The 14,758-nt window shown below is 52.1% G+C and carries 10 protein-coding genes and 7 pseudogenes; 3 read left to right on the top strand and 14 right to left on the bottom strand.

Annotated features, from left to right (window positions below):
- Nucleotides 1-116: 116 nt before the first annotated feature.
- From RAE19_RS18130 to RAE19_RS18140, 4 genes and pseudogenes are all read right to left on the bottom strand, one after another.
- Nucleotides 117-743, bottom strand: coding sequence for a hypothetical protein (locus tag RAE19_RS18130; protein WP_313876309.1), 627 nt, complete (start codon nt 741-743; stop codon nt 117-119).
- Nucleotides 740-1,293: pseudogene (locus RAE19_RS18135) on the bottom strand (TOTE conflict system archaeo-eukaryotic primase domain-containing protein); the annotation flags it as partial. The gene RAE19_RS18130 and the pseudogene RAE19_RS18135, both read right to left, overlap by 4 nt.
- 366 nt (nt 1,294-1,659) lie before the next feature.
- Nucleotides 1,660-1,808 (bottom strand): annotated as a pseudogene (locus RAE19_RS19475) (IS5/IS1182 family transposase); the annotation flags it as partial.
- A 454-nt stretch (nt 1,809-2,262) separates the two neighbouring features.
- Nucleotides 2,263-2,937, bottom strand: coding sequence for a response regulator transcription factor (locus tag RAE19_RS18140; protein ID WP_313876311.1), 675 nt, complete (start codon nt 2,935-2,937; stop codon nt 2,263-2,265).
- Nucleotides 2,938-3,541: 604 nt separating this feature from the next.
- On the opposite strand from RAE19_RS18140, the gene RAE19_RS18145 reads away from it, so the two are divergent.
- Entirely contained in the window at nt 3,542-4,255 is a 714-nt protein-coding gene (locus RAE19_RS18145; protein ID WP_313876312.1) for a sensor histidine kinase, read from the top strand.
- A 276-nt stretch (nt 4,256-4,531) separates the two neighbouring features.
- Nucleotides 4,532-4,795, top strand: coding sequence for a transposase (locus tag RAE19_RS19480; RefSeq protein WP_430962589.1), 264 nt, complete (start codon nt 4,532-4,534; stop codon nt 4,793-4,795).
- A 15-nt stretch (nt 4,796-4,810) separates the two neighbouring features.
- On the opposite strand, the pseudogene RAE19_RS18150 reads toward RAE19_RS19480, so the two are convergent.
- The 6 genes and pseudogenes from RAE19_RS18150 to RAE19_RS18175 all read right to left on the bottom strand — a co-directional run.
- A pseudogene (locus RAE19_RS18150) lies at nt 4,811-5,044 on the bottom strand (IS3 family transposase); the annotation flags it as partial.
- 233 nt (nt 5,045-5,277) lie between these two features.
- Nucleotides 5,278-5,467: pseudogene (locus RAE19_RS18155) on the bottom strand (IS5/IS1182 family transposase); the annotation flags it as partial.
- Nucleotides 5,468-5,506: 39 nt separating this feature from the next.
- Nucleotides 5,507-6,010, bottom strand: a pseudogene (locus RAE19_RS18160) (IS3 family transposase); the annotation flags it as partial.
- 20 nt (nt 6,011-6,030) lie between these two features.
- Entirely contained in the window at nt 6,031-7,632 is a 1,602-nt protein-coding gene (gene tnpC / locus RAE19_RS18165) for an IS66 family transposase (RefSeq protein ID WP_313872998.1), read from the bottom strand.
- A 69-nt stretch (nt 7,633-7,701) separates the two neighbouring features.
- Nucleotides 7,702-8,049, bottom strand: a complete 348-nt coding sequence (tnpB, locus tag RAE19_RS18170) for an IS66 family insertion sequence element accessory protein TnpB (protein ID WP_313873004.1) — start codon at nt 8,047-8,049, stop codon at nt 7,702-7,704.
- Nucleotides 8,049-8,387 carry a hypothetical protein gene (locus tag RAE19_RS18175; RefSeq protein ID WP_313873005.1) on the bottom strand — a complete coding sequence of 113 codons (339 nt, stop codon included), beginning with the start codon at nt 8,385-8,387 and terminating at the stop codon, nt 8,049-8,051. The genes tnpB and RAE19_RS18175 overlap by 1 nt, the downstream gene beginning before the upstream one ends.
- An 87-nt stretch (nt 8,388-8,474) precedes the next feature.
- Here RAE19_RS18175 and istB (RAE19_RS18180) point away from each other — a divergent pair.
- Nucleotides 8,475-9,017, top strand: a pseudogene (istB, locus tag RAE19_RS18180) (IS21-like element helper ATPase IstB); the annotation flags it as partial.
- An 804-nt stretch (nt 9,018-9,821) separates the two neighbouring features.
- Here istB (RAE19_RS18180) and RAE19_RS18185 read toward each other — a convergent pair.
- The 4 genes and pseudogenes from RAE19_RS18185 to istA form a co-directional block, all read right to left on the bottom strand.
- Nucleotides 9,822-10,373 (bottom strand): RNA polymerase sigma factor, encoded by a 552-nt coding sequence (locus RAE19_RS18185; RefSeq protein ID WP_313876313.1) that lies wholly within the window; start codon nt 10,371-10,373, stop codon nt 9,822-9,824.
- 1,438 nt (nt 10,374-11,811) lie between these two features.
- A pseudogene (locus RAE19_RS18190) lies at nt 11,812-12,645 on the bottom strand (IS3 family transposase); the annotation flags it as partial.
- Between the two features lie 134 nt (nt 12,646-12,779).
- Complete coding sequence (gene istB, locus RAE19_RS18195) at nt 12,780-13,607, bottom strand: IS21-like element helper ATPase IstB (RefSeq protein ID WP_313873548.1); 828 nt, start codon at nt 13,605-13,607, stop codon at nt 12,780-12,782.
- A complete protein-coding gene (gene istA, locus RAE19_RS18200) occupies nt 13,604-14,677 on the bottom strand; it encodes an IS21 family transposase (protein ID WP_430962508.1) in 1,074 nt (357 codons plus the stop codon). The genes istB (RAE19_RS18195) and istA overlap by 4 nt, the downstream gene beginning before the upstream one ends.
- Nucleotides 14,678-14,758 lie beyond the last annotated feature (81 nt).

Genomic DNA, 14,758 nt, shown 5'->3' on the forward strand with positions numbered 1-14,758 from the left:
CGGGATAAGGACTGCATCACGGCAATGTCAATCTTGCCTGGCGGTTTTGCCTTTCCACCACCAATAGTGCCGATCACCCCCTTGCCTACACCCAGAAAAGCCTGCAAGCGTTCTTGTCATTGCTTGAGCAATTCCGTGCGATGCACCAACACCAGGGTATTAACCCCACGCCGCGCGATCATCGCAGCAGCAGTGACCGTCTTGCCAAATGCGGTTGGTGCGCACAGCACCCCTGCATCGTGGGGAAGCATTCCCGCGATGGCCGCTTCCTGGTCAAGGCGAAGGCTGCCAGCGAAAGACACGTCAAGGGCTTCGCCACCGAAGCGCTCACCCCTCAGATCTCCATAAATGCCGTTGTCTCGAAGCAAGGACAGCGCGGCATCCAGACATCCGCGTGGCAGGGCGATGTGCTGGGGGTAGCTCTCAGCACAACCGATAACACGTGGCTTGTCCCACAAAGAGACTCGCATCGCCTGCGCCTTGTAGAACTCGGGGTTCTGGAACGCCGCCAGTCTAATCAAGCGGTTGGCCAACGCTTGCGGCAGTTGAGTCTTTTCGAAATAAATCAGATTGGCCAGCGTCACAGTCAACGACTTGGGCATCGGGGCGTCCAGCTTTCTGGAGCGTGGGGTTTTCTGCTTCTTGGGGGTGGCCAAATCTTCATCGTCAATGAAAGTGACATCCAACGGATGGATGCCGCCCGTGGCTTGCAGTATCGTCGGCTCGATGTCGTGTGCGCTCATCGGCTGGATGGACGCAAGGAACGCCCATTGATCAGCGTAGGGTGCAGGTTAGCATCGACGAAAGCGCTGAACCCTTGTTCCCTTGGCCCTTTTTGCAATGACAAAGCGATCAAGTTGCCGAACCCGCCTTTGGGCATGGTGTCCTGATTTGGGAAAAGTCGATCGTAGGATTCCAGCTTCAGTTGTCGGGTGCGCGAGCAGGTATGGCTGATGATGGCGGTGCCGAGTCGCCGTGCATCACGGGCCGAAACGCGGTCGCCGAAAAACACCCAAGCATGGGCACCTTGGCCAGAGCGTGAAATCTCCAACGCCGCGGGCACACCAAGCGCTTGGCACGACTGGATGAATGCCCGGGCATCGTCTCGCCAATCAGCCTCGTCGAAGTCGACCGCGAGAAAGTAGCAGCTGTCGTCGTCTAAGAGCGGATAAACCCCGACCGTGTGTTCGCCTGCCAAGTGGTTGAAATCACCCCATCTGAAAGGGGAATCAGCAGGCGGTTGCTACAGTCTCCGCACTTGATGCGGCGCTTCTGGCATACGCCGGCACGCCGTTCGTTTGCACAGGCCGGTGAATAGCCAGACTTACCTGAGGTCTTGCCCTCCCAGAGGACGGGTAAACATCTGCGCGCCCGCGAAACAGGCGACGAAACAGCGCGACCTTCTCCGCGGGGGAAAGCCTAGACGGTTCTGAGGCATGCGCCACAGGCACCGGACTAACTGTCTGCGGTTGATGCCACTCAATCCCATGCGATTCGAGAAGCGTGATCAGGCGGGCATTTTCGGCTCGTAATGTGGCCAGTTCATCGCGAGCAGGCAATCTGGCTCCTTCATTTTGACAGTCTGATCAGCTTAACGTACGATTTTCCCGTTTTCTGAGACGACCCCTTGCTGGCCGTCTGCAAGATCAGGCCCAGGGCGCTCATCTTGCGGCCCACTTCACGCTGCAAGCGGCCCACGATGGTGCGCTGGCGCTGGATAACTTTGCGCTGCGCTTGTACTGGCGAGCGTGGGCGTAGCGGCCCGCTATGTAGCTCAGCAGTTGGCCCTCTTTGGCGTAGGTTGCACGACACCGGAATCAGCGTTCACGATGCCGAAATCCTCCACAGCAAGCTATCAACACGCTTGTTCACGTTGCCCGGAATGACTGTCCACATTCGTGCGGAATACCCACGACCCATTGGATAACAGGTACTACCCCGAATCACCGCGCGCACATTACGCTCACCTAAGCACAACTTTGTTGTTTTTCCAAGGAGCACGAGGTATTTTCCTATACTGACCAGATAAAAAATCGATAAATTACCTCTTTACAAAAAATTCTATCAAGAAATCTAATACACAAAACAAATAAATAGATTGCCTGCTCAGCATAGGGAAAAAGCTTGCCGACGAAGTCACTGGCAAATGGAGACTCTAAGTTAAAATTTCAACTTTAGATATTAGATATTAGATATTAGATATTAGATATTGCTCACGCTATTTTTGCAAGGCGTCACGATACGATTCAAATTTTGTTTGTATCAACGCAAAATACAAGAGCTTTCGAGCACGTAACCAATATTACGTACGGACTTAATTGGAGCCTTTAAGCCCGAAATAACTTCAATTTTTTTACGAAGCCTACTGATAGAAACCTCAATCCTTCGATCGTCGTAAACCATAAAGTTAGCGCCAAGTGCAGTAACAAGAGATTTTCTACTTGCGATTTTTTCTGGTTGACTGAATAGCTCTTTCATTAATCTGGATTCCGTAAGTGTCAAGGAGATTTTGTGCCCGTTAGGCGAAACCAGAAGTTTTTCTATCGGAAAAAGTTGCCAACAACTAATACTGGATGTGGCGTTTCTTCTGGATTCAGCTCTGTGAATAACAGCATCAAGCTCTCTGAAACTCACTGGTTTTGAAAGAAAAGTGTCTGCTCCGGCTTCAAAGCTGCGTACACGTGACTCAACATCGCAGCACGCCGTCAGCATTACGATGCTCAGACCAGATGTACTATTATATCTACGAGCTATCTCAATTCCGCTTTCACCTGGAAGCCCAATATCAATAAAAAGCAAACCTGGAACTGTATTCTTAACCAAAGAATCAAGCTCTAGCGAGTTCGACAACCCAAAAACACTGTGCCCATGCCTTGTTAAATAATAAACTAACTCGCACCTAAGCTCTGCATGATCTTCAACAATTGCAATAATCATAGCCTCTTACCAAGAAAAATGGAGCAAAAAATAACCAGCTAGTTTTAAAATTTTTTTTAAAGATTTCTTGCAAATTCTTGCAAATTCTTGCGTTTACGCCGTAAATGATCTATATTTTTTATAAAATCAACTACCTTTATGTAGATATCTATAAATACAGTCAATATACACTATTTTTCATTTGTGCGATATTCACGGAACAGATTATATCTACTGCATGCGCATGGTTTGCTTTTAAGCAAATAGTGCCCATCATCCAAATTCCCCATTAAGCAGAATTTGAATATCAAACATTATTCAATAATTAACGAATGATCTCTGCCAAGACCTTGATTTGCGTTGAATTACATGCCACAAAAATAGACTACTAGTCTTGATGCATATTTTGTATATTTCATTTAATTGGCATGTCGGACTTTGATTAAAATTGGCTCAGCTTTCCGCCCGCGGGAATAATAATAGGTATTTAGTTACCTTTGTTGCTATGATAATATTGTATTTGTATATTTCCAATACCTAAATTTCAACTTATGATTCATTTGATATTTTTCGAAAATTGGCTTAATAAGCATCGACTCTCAATCGATCAATAAATGGATAGGGTATGGAAGAAATTGAAACTATTAAAGTTAAGTATGCTGAACTAGAGCTTCAGTTATCAAAGAGAACAGAAGAATTGACTGATGCTCTTGTTCGCCTTGAGGATGCTTCGAATTTGATTTGGCAGACACGTCAATATCAAAAGTCCCTGACTCGAATGTTGTCACATGAGTTGAGAACACCATTGTCCCTTGTGGATTCCATGGCAATGAATATAGAGTTGGATTTACCAACAAGTGCCGAAGCTTTACGTATGCGCTGCAATCGAATTAGGAGAACAGTCGATCAATTGATAAATTTAATTCAGACCTGCTTAAGCGCGATAAATTGCTTTGGAAATCCAGCTGGAGTATCGAGAGAAGAAGCAGATGTCTGTAATATGGTCTATGAAGCACACGATGCAGCTAGATCTATTTCTACACGACACAAATTTCACATGAACCTCGAAGATTTACCGGATACGATTTTATGTGATCCGGTACTTACCTCGTTAGCTCTACGTGCATTTGCATGCAACGCCGTTACATATACTCCGGCTGGTACCAACATCAATTTTAATGGTCGACTTGACGATGGTGGTTTTATTTTGGAGGTGTCTGATGATGGCCCAGGTGTTTCTGATAAAGATTTTCCATTCTTATTTGAGCAAAATTTTCGGGGGAAAACTCGAATACTTCGCTCGGCGACGGCTTGGGATTGGCCCTTGCGCGTGAAATGATTGAAAGGCAGGGGGGGGTTGTTGAAGCTTTTAATAACCAAGGCGTTGGATTTTCGGTCCAAATGTGGTTGCCTCGTGTAATTCAACGTTGAACTGTGGAGTCAATTGAGATTAAAGCTTAATCCTCGTTCACTTTCAGCGTTTTAAGACCATTAATGCACTAAGTTTGAAATATTCATCGGGCAACGGTTTGTTATGAGCTTTCCTCCTAAAGTTAGTCGTGACAAATGCTTTGTGCTATTCACATTTCCAATAAATTGATAGATTGTATTGTTTGTGTACTGCAATGGCTCTGATAAAGTATTTACTTACTTCGGCAGTTTTCATGCTAAACCAAAGTACCGAGAAATAAAATTTCCCGAGAGTGAAGCTCTGCCAGAAGAAGTTGAGGTTTACGAACAGCAGGATGATGGCTGCATCGAAGCTTGTGAGGCAGGAATGCTAGTTCCCGACATTTGTCGGGAGTTGAGTATCAGCAGTGCTACGTTTTACAGATGGCGTGCTAAGTTCGGTGAGAAAAACACATCTGTAATGACCTGAATCCACCCGGATTTACTAGACACTCCCGAGCTGTTGGAAATAGCGTTTCTCGAACTCTACCGGCAAGATGTCGCCAGCGGCATTGTGCCGACGCTTGGAGTTGCAAAACATCTCGATGTAATTGAAGACATCAGTCCTAGCGTCTTGCCGGGTGAGATAGATCTGACGGCGAACGCGTTCGCGCTTGAGTAACTGGAAGAAGCTCTCAGCCACTGCATGGCAGTTACCTCGCCGACTCATGCTGCTGACGGTATGAAAATGACACGCGAACGCGGTGAGGAGTTGATACACCTCGACTGGTAATCCTCTCCTTGTCAATGCCGCTTGTAATTTCCACCCATTATTCAAGCGGCAGCCATAGTTCTTGCGAGAGGCTGCCTGGGCAACAATCTGGCGCGCCTTGGCCAGACTGCCCTGCAAGGCGTCCCGCACCGCCTGGCTCAGGGCGTTGGCACCACGCTCCATCTGGCAGGCGATGCGCGCAACAATGGTGCGCTGGCGTTTGATGGCGCGGCCCATGCGTTTGAACTGTTTGGCGTGGGCATAGCGACCGGCCTTGAAACGCAAGAGCCGTCCTTCTTTGGCAAAGGTCTGCTTGAGATCGATGCCCGCGTCCTTGGCAGCCACCACCAACTTCTGGCGTGCCGTCTCCAGCAACTTCGAATCGGTGGGTAATCCCCCCAATTTCCACCGGACCTAAAAGTAGAACGGTTATGCAGCCATGGCCAAGTGCTGCATTGGGGTGAAACCGCCCAGGGCCATATTCGGGCGGTCGTGATTGTAGGACCACATCCACTGCGTGGCGAAGTCCTGAACTTCTTCAATACTGGACCAGTAATACTGGGATAGCCATTCGTATCGAACAGTCCTGTTAAACCGTTCGACATAGGCATTCTGCTGTGGCTTGCCCGGCTGGATATATTCAAACCGGATGCCCCATTCCTCGGCCCAGTTCTGGATGGTGCCACTGATGTTCTCGGGCCCGTTGTCACATCGAATCACTTGCGGCTTGCCACGCCAGGAAATGATCTGCTTCAATGCTCGGATCACCCGCTCCGACGGCAGCGAGAAGTCCACCTCAATGCCCAGCGCCTCACGGTTGAAGTCGTCGATGACATTGAACAAGCGCAGGTTACGGCCGTCCTCCAGCTTGTCGTGCATGAAGTCCATCGACCAGACCTGATTGATGGCCTCTGGCACAGCCAAAGTAACCGGTCACTGTCCGGCGTTATTGCCTACGTTACCAAACCGTGTAATGGTGAACGCAATGGATTCTCGGCGAAGTGCTGCTTCCATTGACGAGGCGTCAGTTCTGAAACTCTGGAGGCGGGGTGGTGGCCTACGCGTTGCAAGACATCAACCAGGTAGGTGTAGGGGTCAATGTCATGTAAACGGCATGTCACGATCAGGCTCTGCATGATGCCCGCGCGCTTGGCGCCCACCTCCGTCCAGCAGAATAACCAATTGCGCCTGCCCATTGGTATCGCGCGCAAGGCGCGTTCCAGATGGTTCGTATCCATGGCCACATCCGCATCGCCCAGAAACACCTGCAGTTGCGCGCGGCGCTCGCGTGCATAGGCCAATGCCTTGGTCAACGGATTGCTGGGCAGGAAGCCTTGCCGCTCGAACTGCAAATCCACCCATTCAAAGAAGTTCTGCACCAGCGGTTTGCTGTGGCTTAGACGGTGCTCTCGTTTGGCATCCCCGTAGAGGTCACGTTCACGAATGGCTTCTTCCTGGGCGTAAATCTCGCCAATTTGCTGCAGCGCCTGGCCAGCGGCCTGTGGCTCGGCCCCTAGAGCTTCAAAGAAGCCACGCCTGCAGTGCGCCCAGCATTGGGCATGCGTAATGCCGGTCTTGGCAGCGTAACGTGCATAGGCCTCATAGCCGTCAGTGAGCAACACGGCATCTGTGGCCCCTGGCAGCCCCAATGCCTGCTGTACGTGCTCGTGGCGGCGCGACTCGAAATAGGCAAAGCACACCTCATCGAGTTCGCCGTACACAGGCCAGAAGTAGGCCGCCTTCATCTTGCCGGGCCCACTGCGCCCGGCCTTGATGGGGGTCTCGTCCATTGCCTTGACCCGGCTGTTGCGGATCGACTCGAGCTGCGTGTCGTAAATCGGCTCCAGCAGGGAAATGGTCTTTTGCGCCAGTTGCGTCAGCCACGCCCGGCTGAGTTTGAAGCCCGCTTGGCTCAGGCGCTGGTGCTGCCGGTACAGCGGAATGTGCCAGGCAAACTTGTCAACAACAACGCCTGCGAGCAAGCTCACGTCAGCGCGGCTGCCCTCAATGATGCCTGTTGGCGCGCCCGCACAGTGCAGGGTTTGCGTGTCGTGGCGCTTGATGACAGAGCGCACATACTTCAGCACCACATAGGCACCGGGGCGCTGTGCCAAGCGGTGGCTGACCTTCTGGCTGACAACCTCGTACTGATCGGGCGAGAGGTCTTTGGTCTCGGGGTTGGCCAGCTCGATGGTGTGCACGGGCACCTTGGTTTCGTCAAAGAACGATGCGGGCGTGCCCTCGTCGGCAAAGTTGCTGCGGGGTTTGCGTCGCTGGTGTGCAGGGATGGTGTTGGAGTCGGAGTCGGCTTCGGGCGCATCAGTGGCAGGGAGGTCGCCCAGGAGTTGCCCCAGGTGCATTTGCTGCGCATCGGGCAAGGGTGCAAAGCGCTCGCTCTTCTTGCCAAAGAGTTGGCGTTTGAACCATTCGAGCTGCTGCTCCAGCGCGCTGATGCTGGCGGCCTGTGCTTGCAGTGTCTGCGCGATGCTCTGCGGCGACAGCCCCATGACCGTTTCGACGGTAAATGTGGGAGTGCTGGTATTGGGCATCGACATGGGCCTTATCTTGCGGCCTTTAGGGACAAAGCAAAAGAGTGCTTCTCCGGATTGAAAATGGGCACATCGTCACCTCCGCGCAGGGTGTTGGTAGCGTTTGTGGCGTCGGCGCACTTCGATGCCTTCGAGCATCAGTTTGAGCGCCGTGCAGTCGATCTCGCCACTGCCGCCTTGAACGCCTTTACGGGAGAACTTGCCGCTCTCCAAACGCTTGCACCACAGGCACCAGCCGCTGCGGTCAAAGTACAGCACCTTCATCTGTGTTTGCCGCCGGTTGATGAAAACAAACATGTGTCCGGCCAGCACATCCACTTCAAACCCCTGGCGTGCCAGAGCGTACAAGCCGTCGTAGGACTGGCGCATATCGGCAGCTTGGCCATACAGGAACACGCGAATGCGGCCCTCGGGAAAGAACATTACCGGCGTACCAGATGCAAACTCATGCCCGAGCCGAGTTCGATGCGTAACTCCATGGCTCCATTGCCGCTGCCGTGCACTCCAGCAAGGTCGCCCAGATCAACGAACGCCGCCTTCGGCACGGTGGTGGGGGCTACCTTGTTCGTTCGCAGCGGGGACGCGATTCCCCTCTGTTTATTCCTAAGCGTGCGTCGGCGAGCAAGGCTGCTGCGACTGATGCCTTCGCGGCTGCAAAATTCATCTATCGTCAATCCAGCGCGGTCAAAACGATCCAGTACCTCAGCCCAAGTCTGTTCACTCAACACTGCACGCCTGAGCACGCTCTGCGTCTCTTCCATATCCGACCCCGTCCTGTTTGTTGATCAGGGCGCATTCTTTGGTACCTGCAATCAGTTCGCAAGAACGCCGGACAGTGACCGGTTACGGCCTTCGTGGAGCGCAGCGAGAACGTGGTCTTGCTGGGCGCCAGTGGGGTGGGCAAAACCCACTTGGCCATCGCCTTGGGCTACAGGGCAACCCAGGCTGGAATCAAGACGCGTTTCATCACGGCGGCAGATCTGCTGATGACACTGAGCACGGCACTACGGCAGAACACCCTGGAAGAGGCTATCAAACGCATCGTGCGTCCCTACCGGCTGTTGATCATTGACGAAGTCGGGTACCTACCCATGAATCGGGAACAGGCGAATCTTCTGTTCCAAGTCATTGCCAAACGCTATGAAGTGGGAAGTCTCATCCTGACCTCCAATCTGCCGTTTGGGCAATGGGACCAGACGTTTGCAGACGATGCAACGCTGACAGCGGCGCTACTTGACCGACTGCTCCACCACGCCCATGTGGTCCCGATCTCAGGAGACTCCTATCGCCTGAAAGATAAGCGGCGTGCCGGTGTGATTGCCGCCAGCAGCAATGCCCTACTCAAACGAAAACGCAGTCACCTTGATACACAGGAGGAGCAAGCAGCCTAGAGGCGCCAAGCAAAGACAAAACAACCAATCACCCCACATAACGGTGTATCAAATCCACGCCGCGTTTGCGTTCCACAGTTGTATCAAATCGAGACTGCGTTTGACATCAGCACAGCATGTCCGCTTTGCACCCACCCGCCCAGGGCCAGACTCATCACTGCACTGCGTTGAATGCCGCGCCCGGCGCGGCTGTCAATGTCTTCGATAGCCGCTTGCGGATACTTCAGCCTAGCCTGTTTTGTTGGCGCCAGTCCTGAATTGACAGAGTGTGCCGAAGTACATTGACAGTCCATCAATTGCTAAATAACTAGACATATTGCGGCCTCTGTTAGCTTAAGCCACTGTCAGCCAATCTCGGCTCTCCCTGCCAAATCCTGAGTGGCGTCAACAATTAGAGGCGAATCAGCGGGTGGATCATCTTGAGCTGTTCGTCCAGGCGGGTGACGGAACATCTCGTCAGTTTGGGGTGTTTGCGGCGTGGGGCCCATCAAAACCTCGCTGGAATTTGCAAGAAATCTAATGCTCGGGACTTATTGTCTTGCAAATACCAGCCCACCGAATCAGCGCAATCCCTTGATGAATCAAGTAGTTAGGTGCTATTCAGTGCGGACTAGGTAGTCGGCCCCGCAAAAACTCCTCAACCCCAACACCCTCAAACCGATGGAGCGAAACAACTTACGAAAACAGGCTGACAATCCAAAATAAATGCGAAAACTAGCCTGAAAACCGTTGTTGTCGTTCAGTTCTTATGCGAGAGAACCCAACAATCTCCCCAACAGTCCGCCAGCCGTCTTTATCGAGCAACTAGTGAAATTCCGGATCTCGCGGTTGTAATAATTCCCGCAAACGGGAGGCCCTGGATCGAACCGTGCCAATAGGCACGTTCAGAAAATCTGCGGTTTGCTGATAAGTCAAATCGTATACGAATATCGACTCAAACGTCATTTGAAGGGATGGTGACATTGTTTCGACCTCTGCCTGAACCTGGCGCAAGCGCTCAGTTGCAATTAAATTATCCATAAAACTCATATCAACATGCTGCAGCTCAATATCTTCTTCATCCATTTGCACCTCTCTTCCGCAGAATCGGCTCATGGACATGCTTGCCCTATGACTTCGCCCCAAGTTGGCGGCAACACCAAATATCCAAGTTTCAGGATTCGATCTGCCCTCATATCGTGAAGCAGACTTGATCAGCTCGACAAAGACATCCTGAACAAGATCTTCCACAAGGAATGGGTCCCGTTCGAAGCGCCGTAAGAATCGCTGTAACTTCGAATACTTTGTAATCGCAATATTGACAATCGCATCAACATTAACTTCCTGACCTGTAACGAAAGTATCATCGTTTTTCATTTGACGCCTCTCCGCGGTGAGCATGTAGTAGAGATACCTTGACGCTACCAAGCACAAGCGTGGCGAAGATGGCGAGGTCGAGCGTGAGTAGAGGTCATTGCAAATCCATTATTGAGTACGTCAGACGAATTTGATTTCTGTGAGCGTTGGCAACTGTCGATCAATAAATTCACTTTGATCAGTAGCTTTACTAAGTGACACTGTGAATTCATCCAAGACGAATTGGTGGCGCCGCAGGAACCGAATCAAGCTGTTTAATTTGCTCCATTGCCGGGCGAGTCGATTGCATGAGCAAACTACACAAAGATTGGCGTTATCGACGAGATAAAATAACAAAGCCAAGCCGTTCGGTTTCCCTTGCGTAAGAAGTTGGTGAATACGTTCACTCGCGCAGGCTTCAGCAAATTCACGACTGGTTATGTGTGTCGGGCCCTCCGACCTTGGTGAAAGGCGGGTAATGCCCGACTTGGAGGCTGTGCTCAACACCCCGTCTCCAAGGCGCAAAGCAAGAATATTGCTAGGCTCGTTTCGCCCAAGGATGAGCTCTGGTCGTGTTGTGTTAACTGTTCTAGACATATTTACTTGGTAAATAGCAAGACATATTTTTCTGATCTGTGTCTTTTTCAAATAATTTATGAAATTGCTGCAATCATTAAATTGGTTAATCGATTCGAGGCATTGATATGCGTTACTTTGTTAGTTAGTAACGAATTTGATTTTTTCGGCTTTAGCCGAAAGAGGGTGTGTGAGTCTTTAACTCTGGCGGCAATCCACCCCCTAGTCCAGACTTGTTGCTGCATCCTTAATTTAGTAACTTGTTCATCTACTTGATATGATTAGTCTTTCTTCGCAGCACTAACGCTCTCAACTGAGAGCGAAGGCTTTGGGAGATACTGCCATTTAGTTATTTCAAGGCTTGAACTACTACTTCCCAAGCTGGCACGTTGTGCTGTCGGTGCTAGGCGTCGAGAAAATGATTCAATAATTAGTGTCTGATGATTTTCGGCATGTACTATAGATGCACCAAGAATCCATAAAACTGTTGCGGAACATTTCATATAGGCTCCTAAACTTTGTTTGATATTGTTTCATTCATACCGTCTCATTCCTTTCATATCCTTGCGGTATGCTATTTAAGGTGTGCTTCAAAATTGCGGGTTTCGGCTAACACAGACGTGATCGTTTCTCCGTAAGGATTTCGAGATTTATCGTTCGGCACGATGGAGTGGCGGCAGGCTCGTCGACCTGCAATGGGTCAGCCTTGCTGAGGCATCAGGGGGCCAAAACCCAGCATCGTCAGCCAATGCGGGTGCTCCTCACCCGTCAAGAGCTGGCGAGTACTTTTGCAAATCGGCTTAGGCACACGGCTACGCAGGAACGTGCGGTATTTGAGGAAGGGTAATCCCCCCAATTTCCACCGGACCTAAAAGTAGAACGGTTATGCAGCCATGGCCAAGTGCTGCATTGGGGTGAAACCGCCCAGGGCCATATTCGGGCGGTCGTGATTGTAGGACCACATCCACTGCGTGGCGAAGTCCTGAACTTCTTCAATACTGGACCAGTAATACTGGGATAGCCATTCGTATCGAACAGTCCTGTTAAACCGTTCGACATAGGCATTCTGCTGTGGCTTGCCCGGCTGGATATATTCAAACCGGATGCCCCATTCCTCGGCCCAGTTCTGGATGGTGCCACTGATGTTCTCGGGCCCGTTGTCACATCGAATCACTTGCGGCTTGCCACGCCAGGAAATGATCTGCTTCAATGCTCGGATCACCCGCTCCGACGGCAGCGAGAAGTCCACCTCAATGCCCAGCGCCTCACGGTTGAAGTCGTCGATGACATTGAACAAGCGCAGGTTACGGCCGTCCTCCAGCTTGTCGTGCATGAAGTCCATCGACCAGACCTGATTGATGGCCTCTGGCACAGCCAAAGGCTCGGGCTTCTCACGCACCAAGCGCTTCCTAGGCTTGATACGTAGGTTCAACTCCAGCTCACGATAGATGCGGTACACGCGTTTATGGTTCCACCCGAAACTCTTCACATTGCGCAGATACAGGTAGCACAGGCCAAAGCCCCAGTTGCGGTGGTTGTCCGTCAGCCGCATCAACCAATCAGCGATGAGTTCATTCTCAGCGTTTTGCTTGGACTCGTAGCGGTAGCAGGATTCGCTGATTGAGAACACGGAACAGGCGACCCGTATGGCAAGCCCACGCTGCTGCACGACTTCTTTGGCCATCTCGCGCCGGCGAGACGGCCGGCTTACTTTTTTGCGAGGTACTCGTTGGCGATCTCGGCCTTGTCAAACGCAGTCTCGATTTGATACAACTGTGGAACGCAAACGCGGCGTGGATTTGATACACCGTTATGTGGGGTGATTGGTTGTTTTGTCTTTGCTTGGCGCCTCTAGGCTGCTTGCTCCTCCTGTGTATCAAGGTGACTGCGTTTTCGTTTGAGTAGGGCATTGCTGCTGGCGGCAATCACACCGGCACGCCGCTTATCTTTCAGGCGATAGGAGTCTCCTGAGATCGGGACCACATGGGCGTGGTGGAGCAGTCGGTCAAGTAGCGCCGCTGTCAGCGTTGCATCGTCTGCAAATGTCTGGTCCCATTGCCCAAACGGCAGATTGGAGGTCAGGATGAGACTTCCCACTTCATAGCGTTTGGCAATGACTTGGAACAGAAGATTCGCCTGTTCCCGATTCATGGGTAGGTACCCGACTTCGTCAATGATCAACAGCCGGTAGGGACGCACGATGCGTTTGATAGCCTCTTCCAGGGTGTTCTGCCGTAGTGCCGTGCTCAGTGTCATCAGCAGATCTGCCGCCGTGATGAAACGCGTCTTGATTCCAGCCTGGGTTGCCCTGTAGCCCAAGGCGATGGCCAAGTGGGTTTTGCCCACCCCACTGGCGCCCAGCAAGACCACGTTCTCGCTGCGCTCCACGAAGGCCAGACTGCCAAGCTCCTGCACCAGAGTTTTGGGCACACCGCTGGCAAACTGGAAGTCAAACTCATCGAGCGTCTTGATGGCGGGGAAGCCCGCTATGCGCGTGAGCATGGCGCGCGTTCTCTCCACCCTGGCCAGAGCCTCGCCACGCAAGGCTTGCTCCAGGAACTCCAGGTACCCCAGCTCTTTCTTGGCCGCCATTTGCCCCAAGTGGGCAAGCTGATCGGGTAAGTTGAGCAGGCGCAGCTGATCACACAGTTCACGCAGTCTTTCCATTTGCAGGCTCATGGTCGTCCTCCTGCTGAGGCTTGGTTGTGCACCAGCGTGTCATACATCGCCAGAGGATGCTGCAGGCCTCGCCATGCCGCGGCTGGAATTGGCCGGACTGCTGCGCCGCTACCGGTGACTTTTTGTAATTGACGCACTGTTCGCCCACTGTAGGCGCTGGGGATGGCCAGCAGATGTGCGCGCTCAGTTTGCAAAGCCAGTGCCGGCACACACCCAGTGGTTCCGTGGATCCGCACATTGGCAACGTCACGCAGCCAGGTGCGCATTTCCCGATTGGCTGTGTCCGCGTCCACCACCAAGCCTTGCTGCTTCATACTCGCCACCAATGGCACCCAGAAGCTGCGCCGGATGTAGCCATTCATGCGTTCGACTTTGCCCTTGGTCTTGGCCCGATAGGGCTTGCACACCCGCGGCACAAAGCCATGGTGGTGCGCAAAGTCAGCAAAGGCACCCTGGAACTGGTGCAGGTTCTTGCCGTAGGCGTCACGCTTGAGGATGACGGTCTTCATGTTGTCGTACAGCACTTCACGGGTGACTCCACCAAAGCTCTCGAACGCCCTGACATGGCACGCCAGTAGTGTCTCCAGCTTCATGTCTGTGACGAACTCCGCGAAGGTCGCCCGGCTGTGGCCCAGCGTTGCCACAAACGCCGCCAACATGCCGTCTTTATGCCCAGCCTTGCGGAACTCGATCCAGTCCATCTGCATTTGCTCACCGGGCTGGGTCTCGAACCGCACAACCGGATCCGGGCGCGCCTGTGGACGCAACTCCTTGAGGTACTCCTGCAGGATGCGCACGGAGCCCGTATACCCCTGTGCGGCAATCTCACGCTGCAGCACCGTTGCTGGAATCCAATCAGGCTTGGCCGCCTGAATACGTCCAGCCAGGTAGTCCTTGAATGGATCGAGCTTGCTCTTACATGCCGGCAGTTTCTTCATGGCCGGCGGACCACCCTCCAAATACTTACGCACCGTGTTGACTGCCATACCAGTTTGCACCGATATCTCGCGCAAGCTCAGCCTGTGTTTCCTTAATACCTTGAGTTCCATGTACTCCTCGTTCGTAATCATTGCCAGTCCCATCCATGGTTCGGATGGCTTGGCACGTTAGTCGAGGTGTATCAATTCCTCACCGCGTTCTCGTGTCATTTT

It is taken from the genome of Rhodoferax potami (assembly GCF_032193805.1).
Lineage (GTDB): Bacteria > Pseudomonadota > Gammaproteobacteria > Burkholderiales > Burkholderiaceae_C > Allorhodoferax > Allorhodoferax potami_A.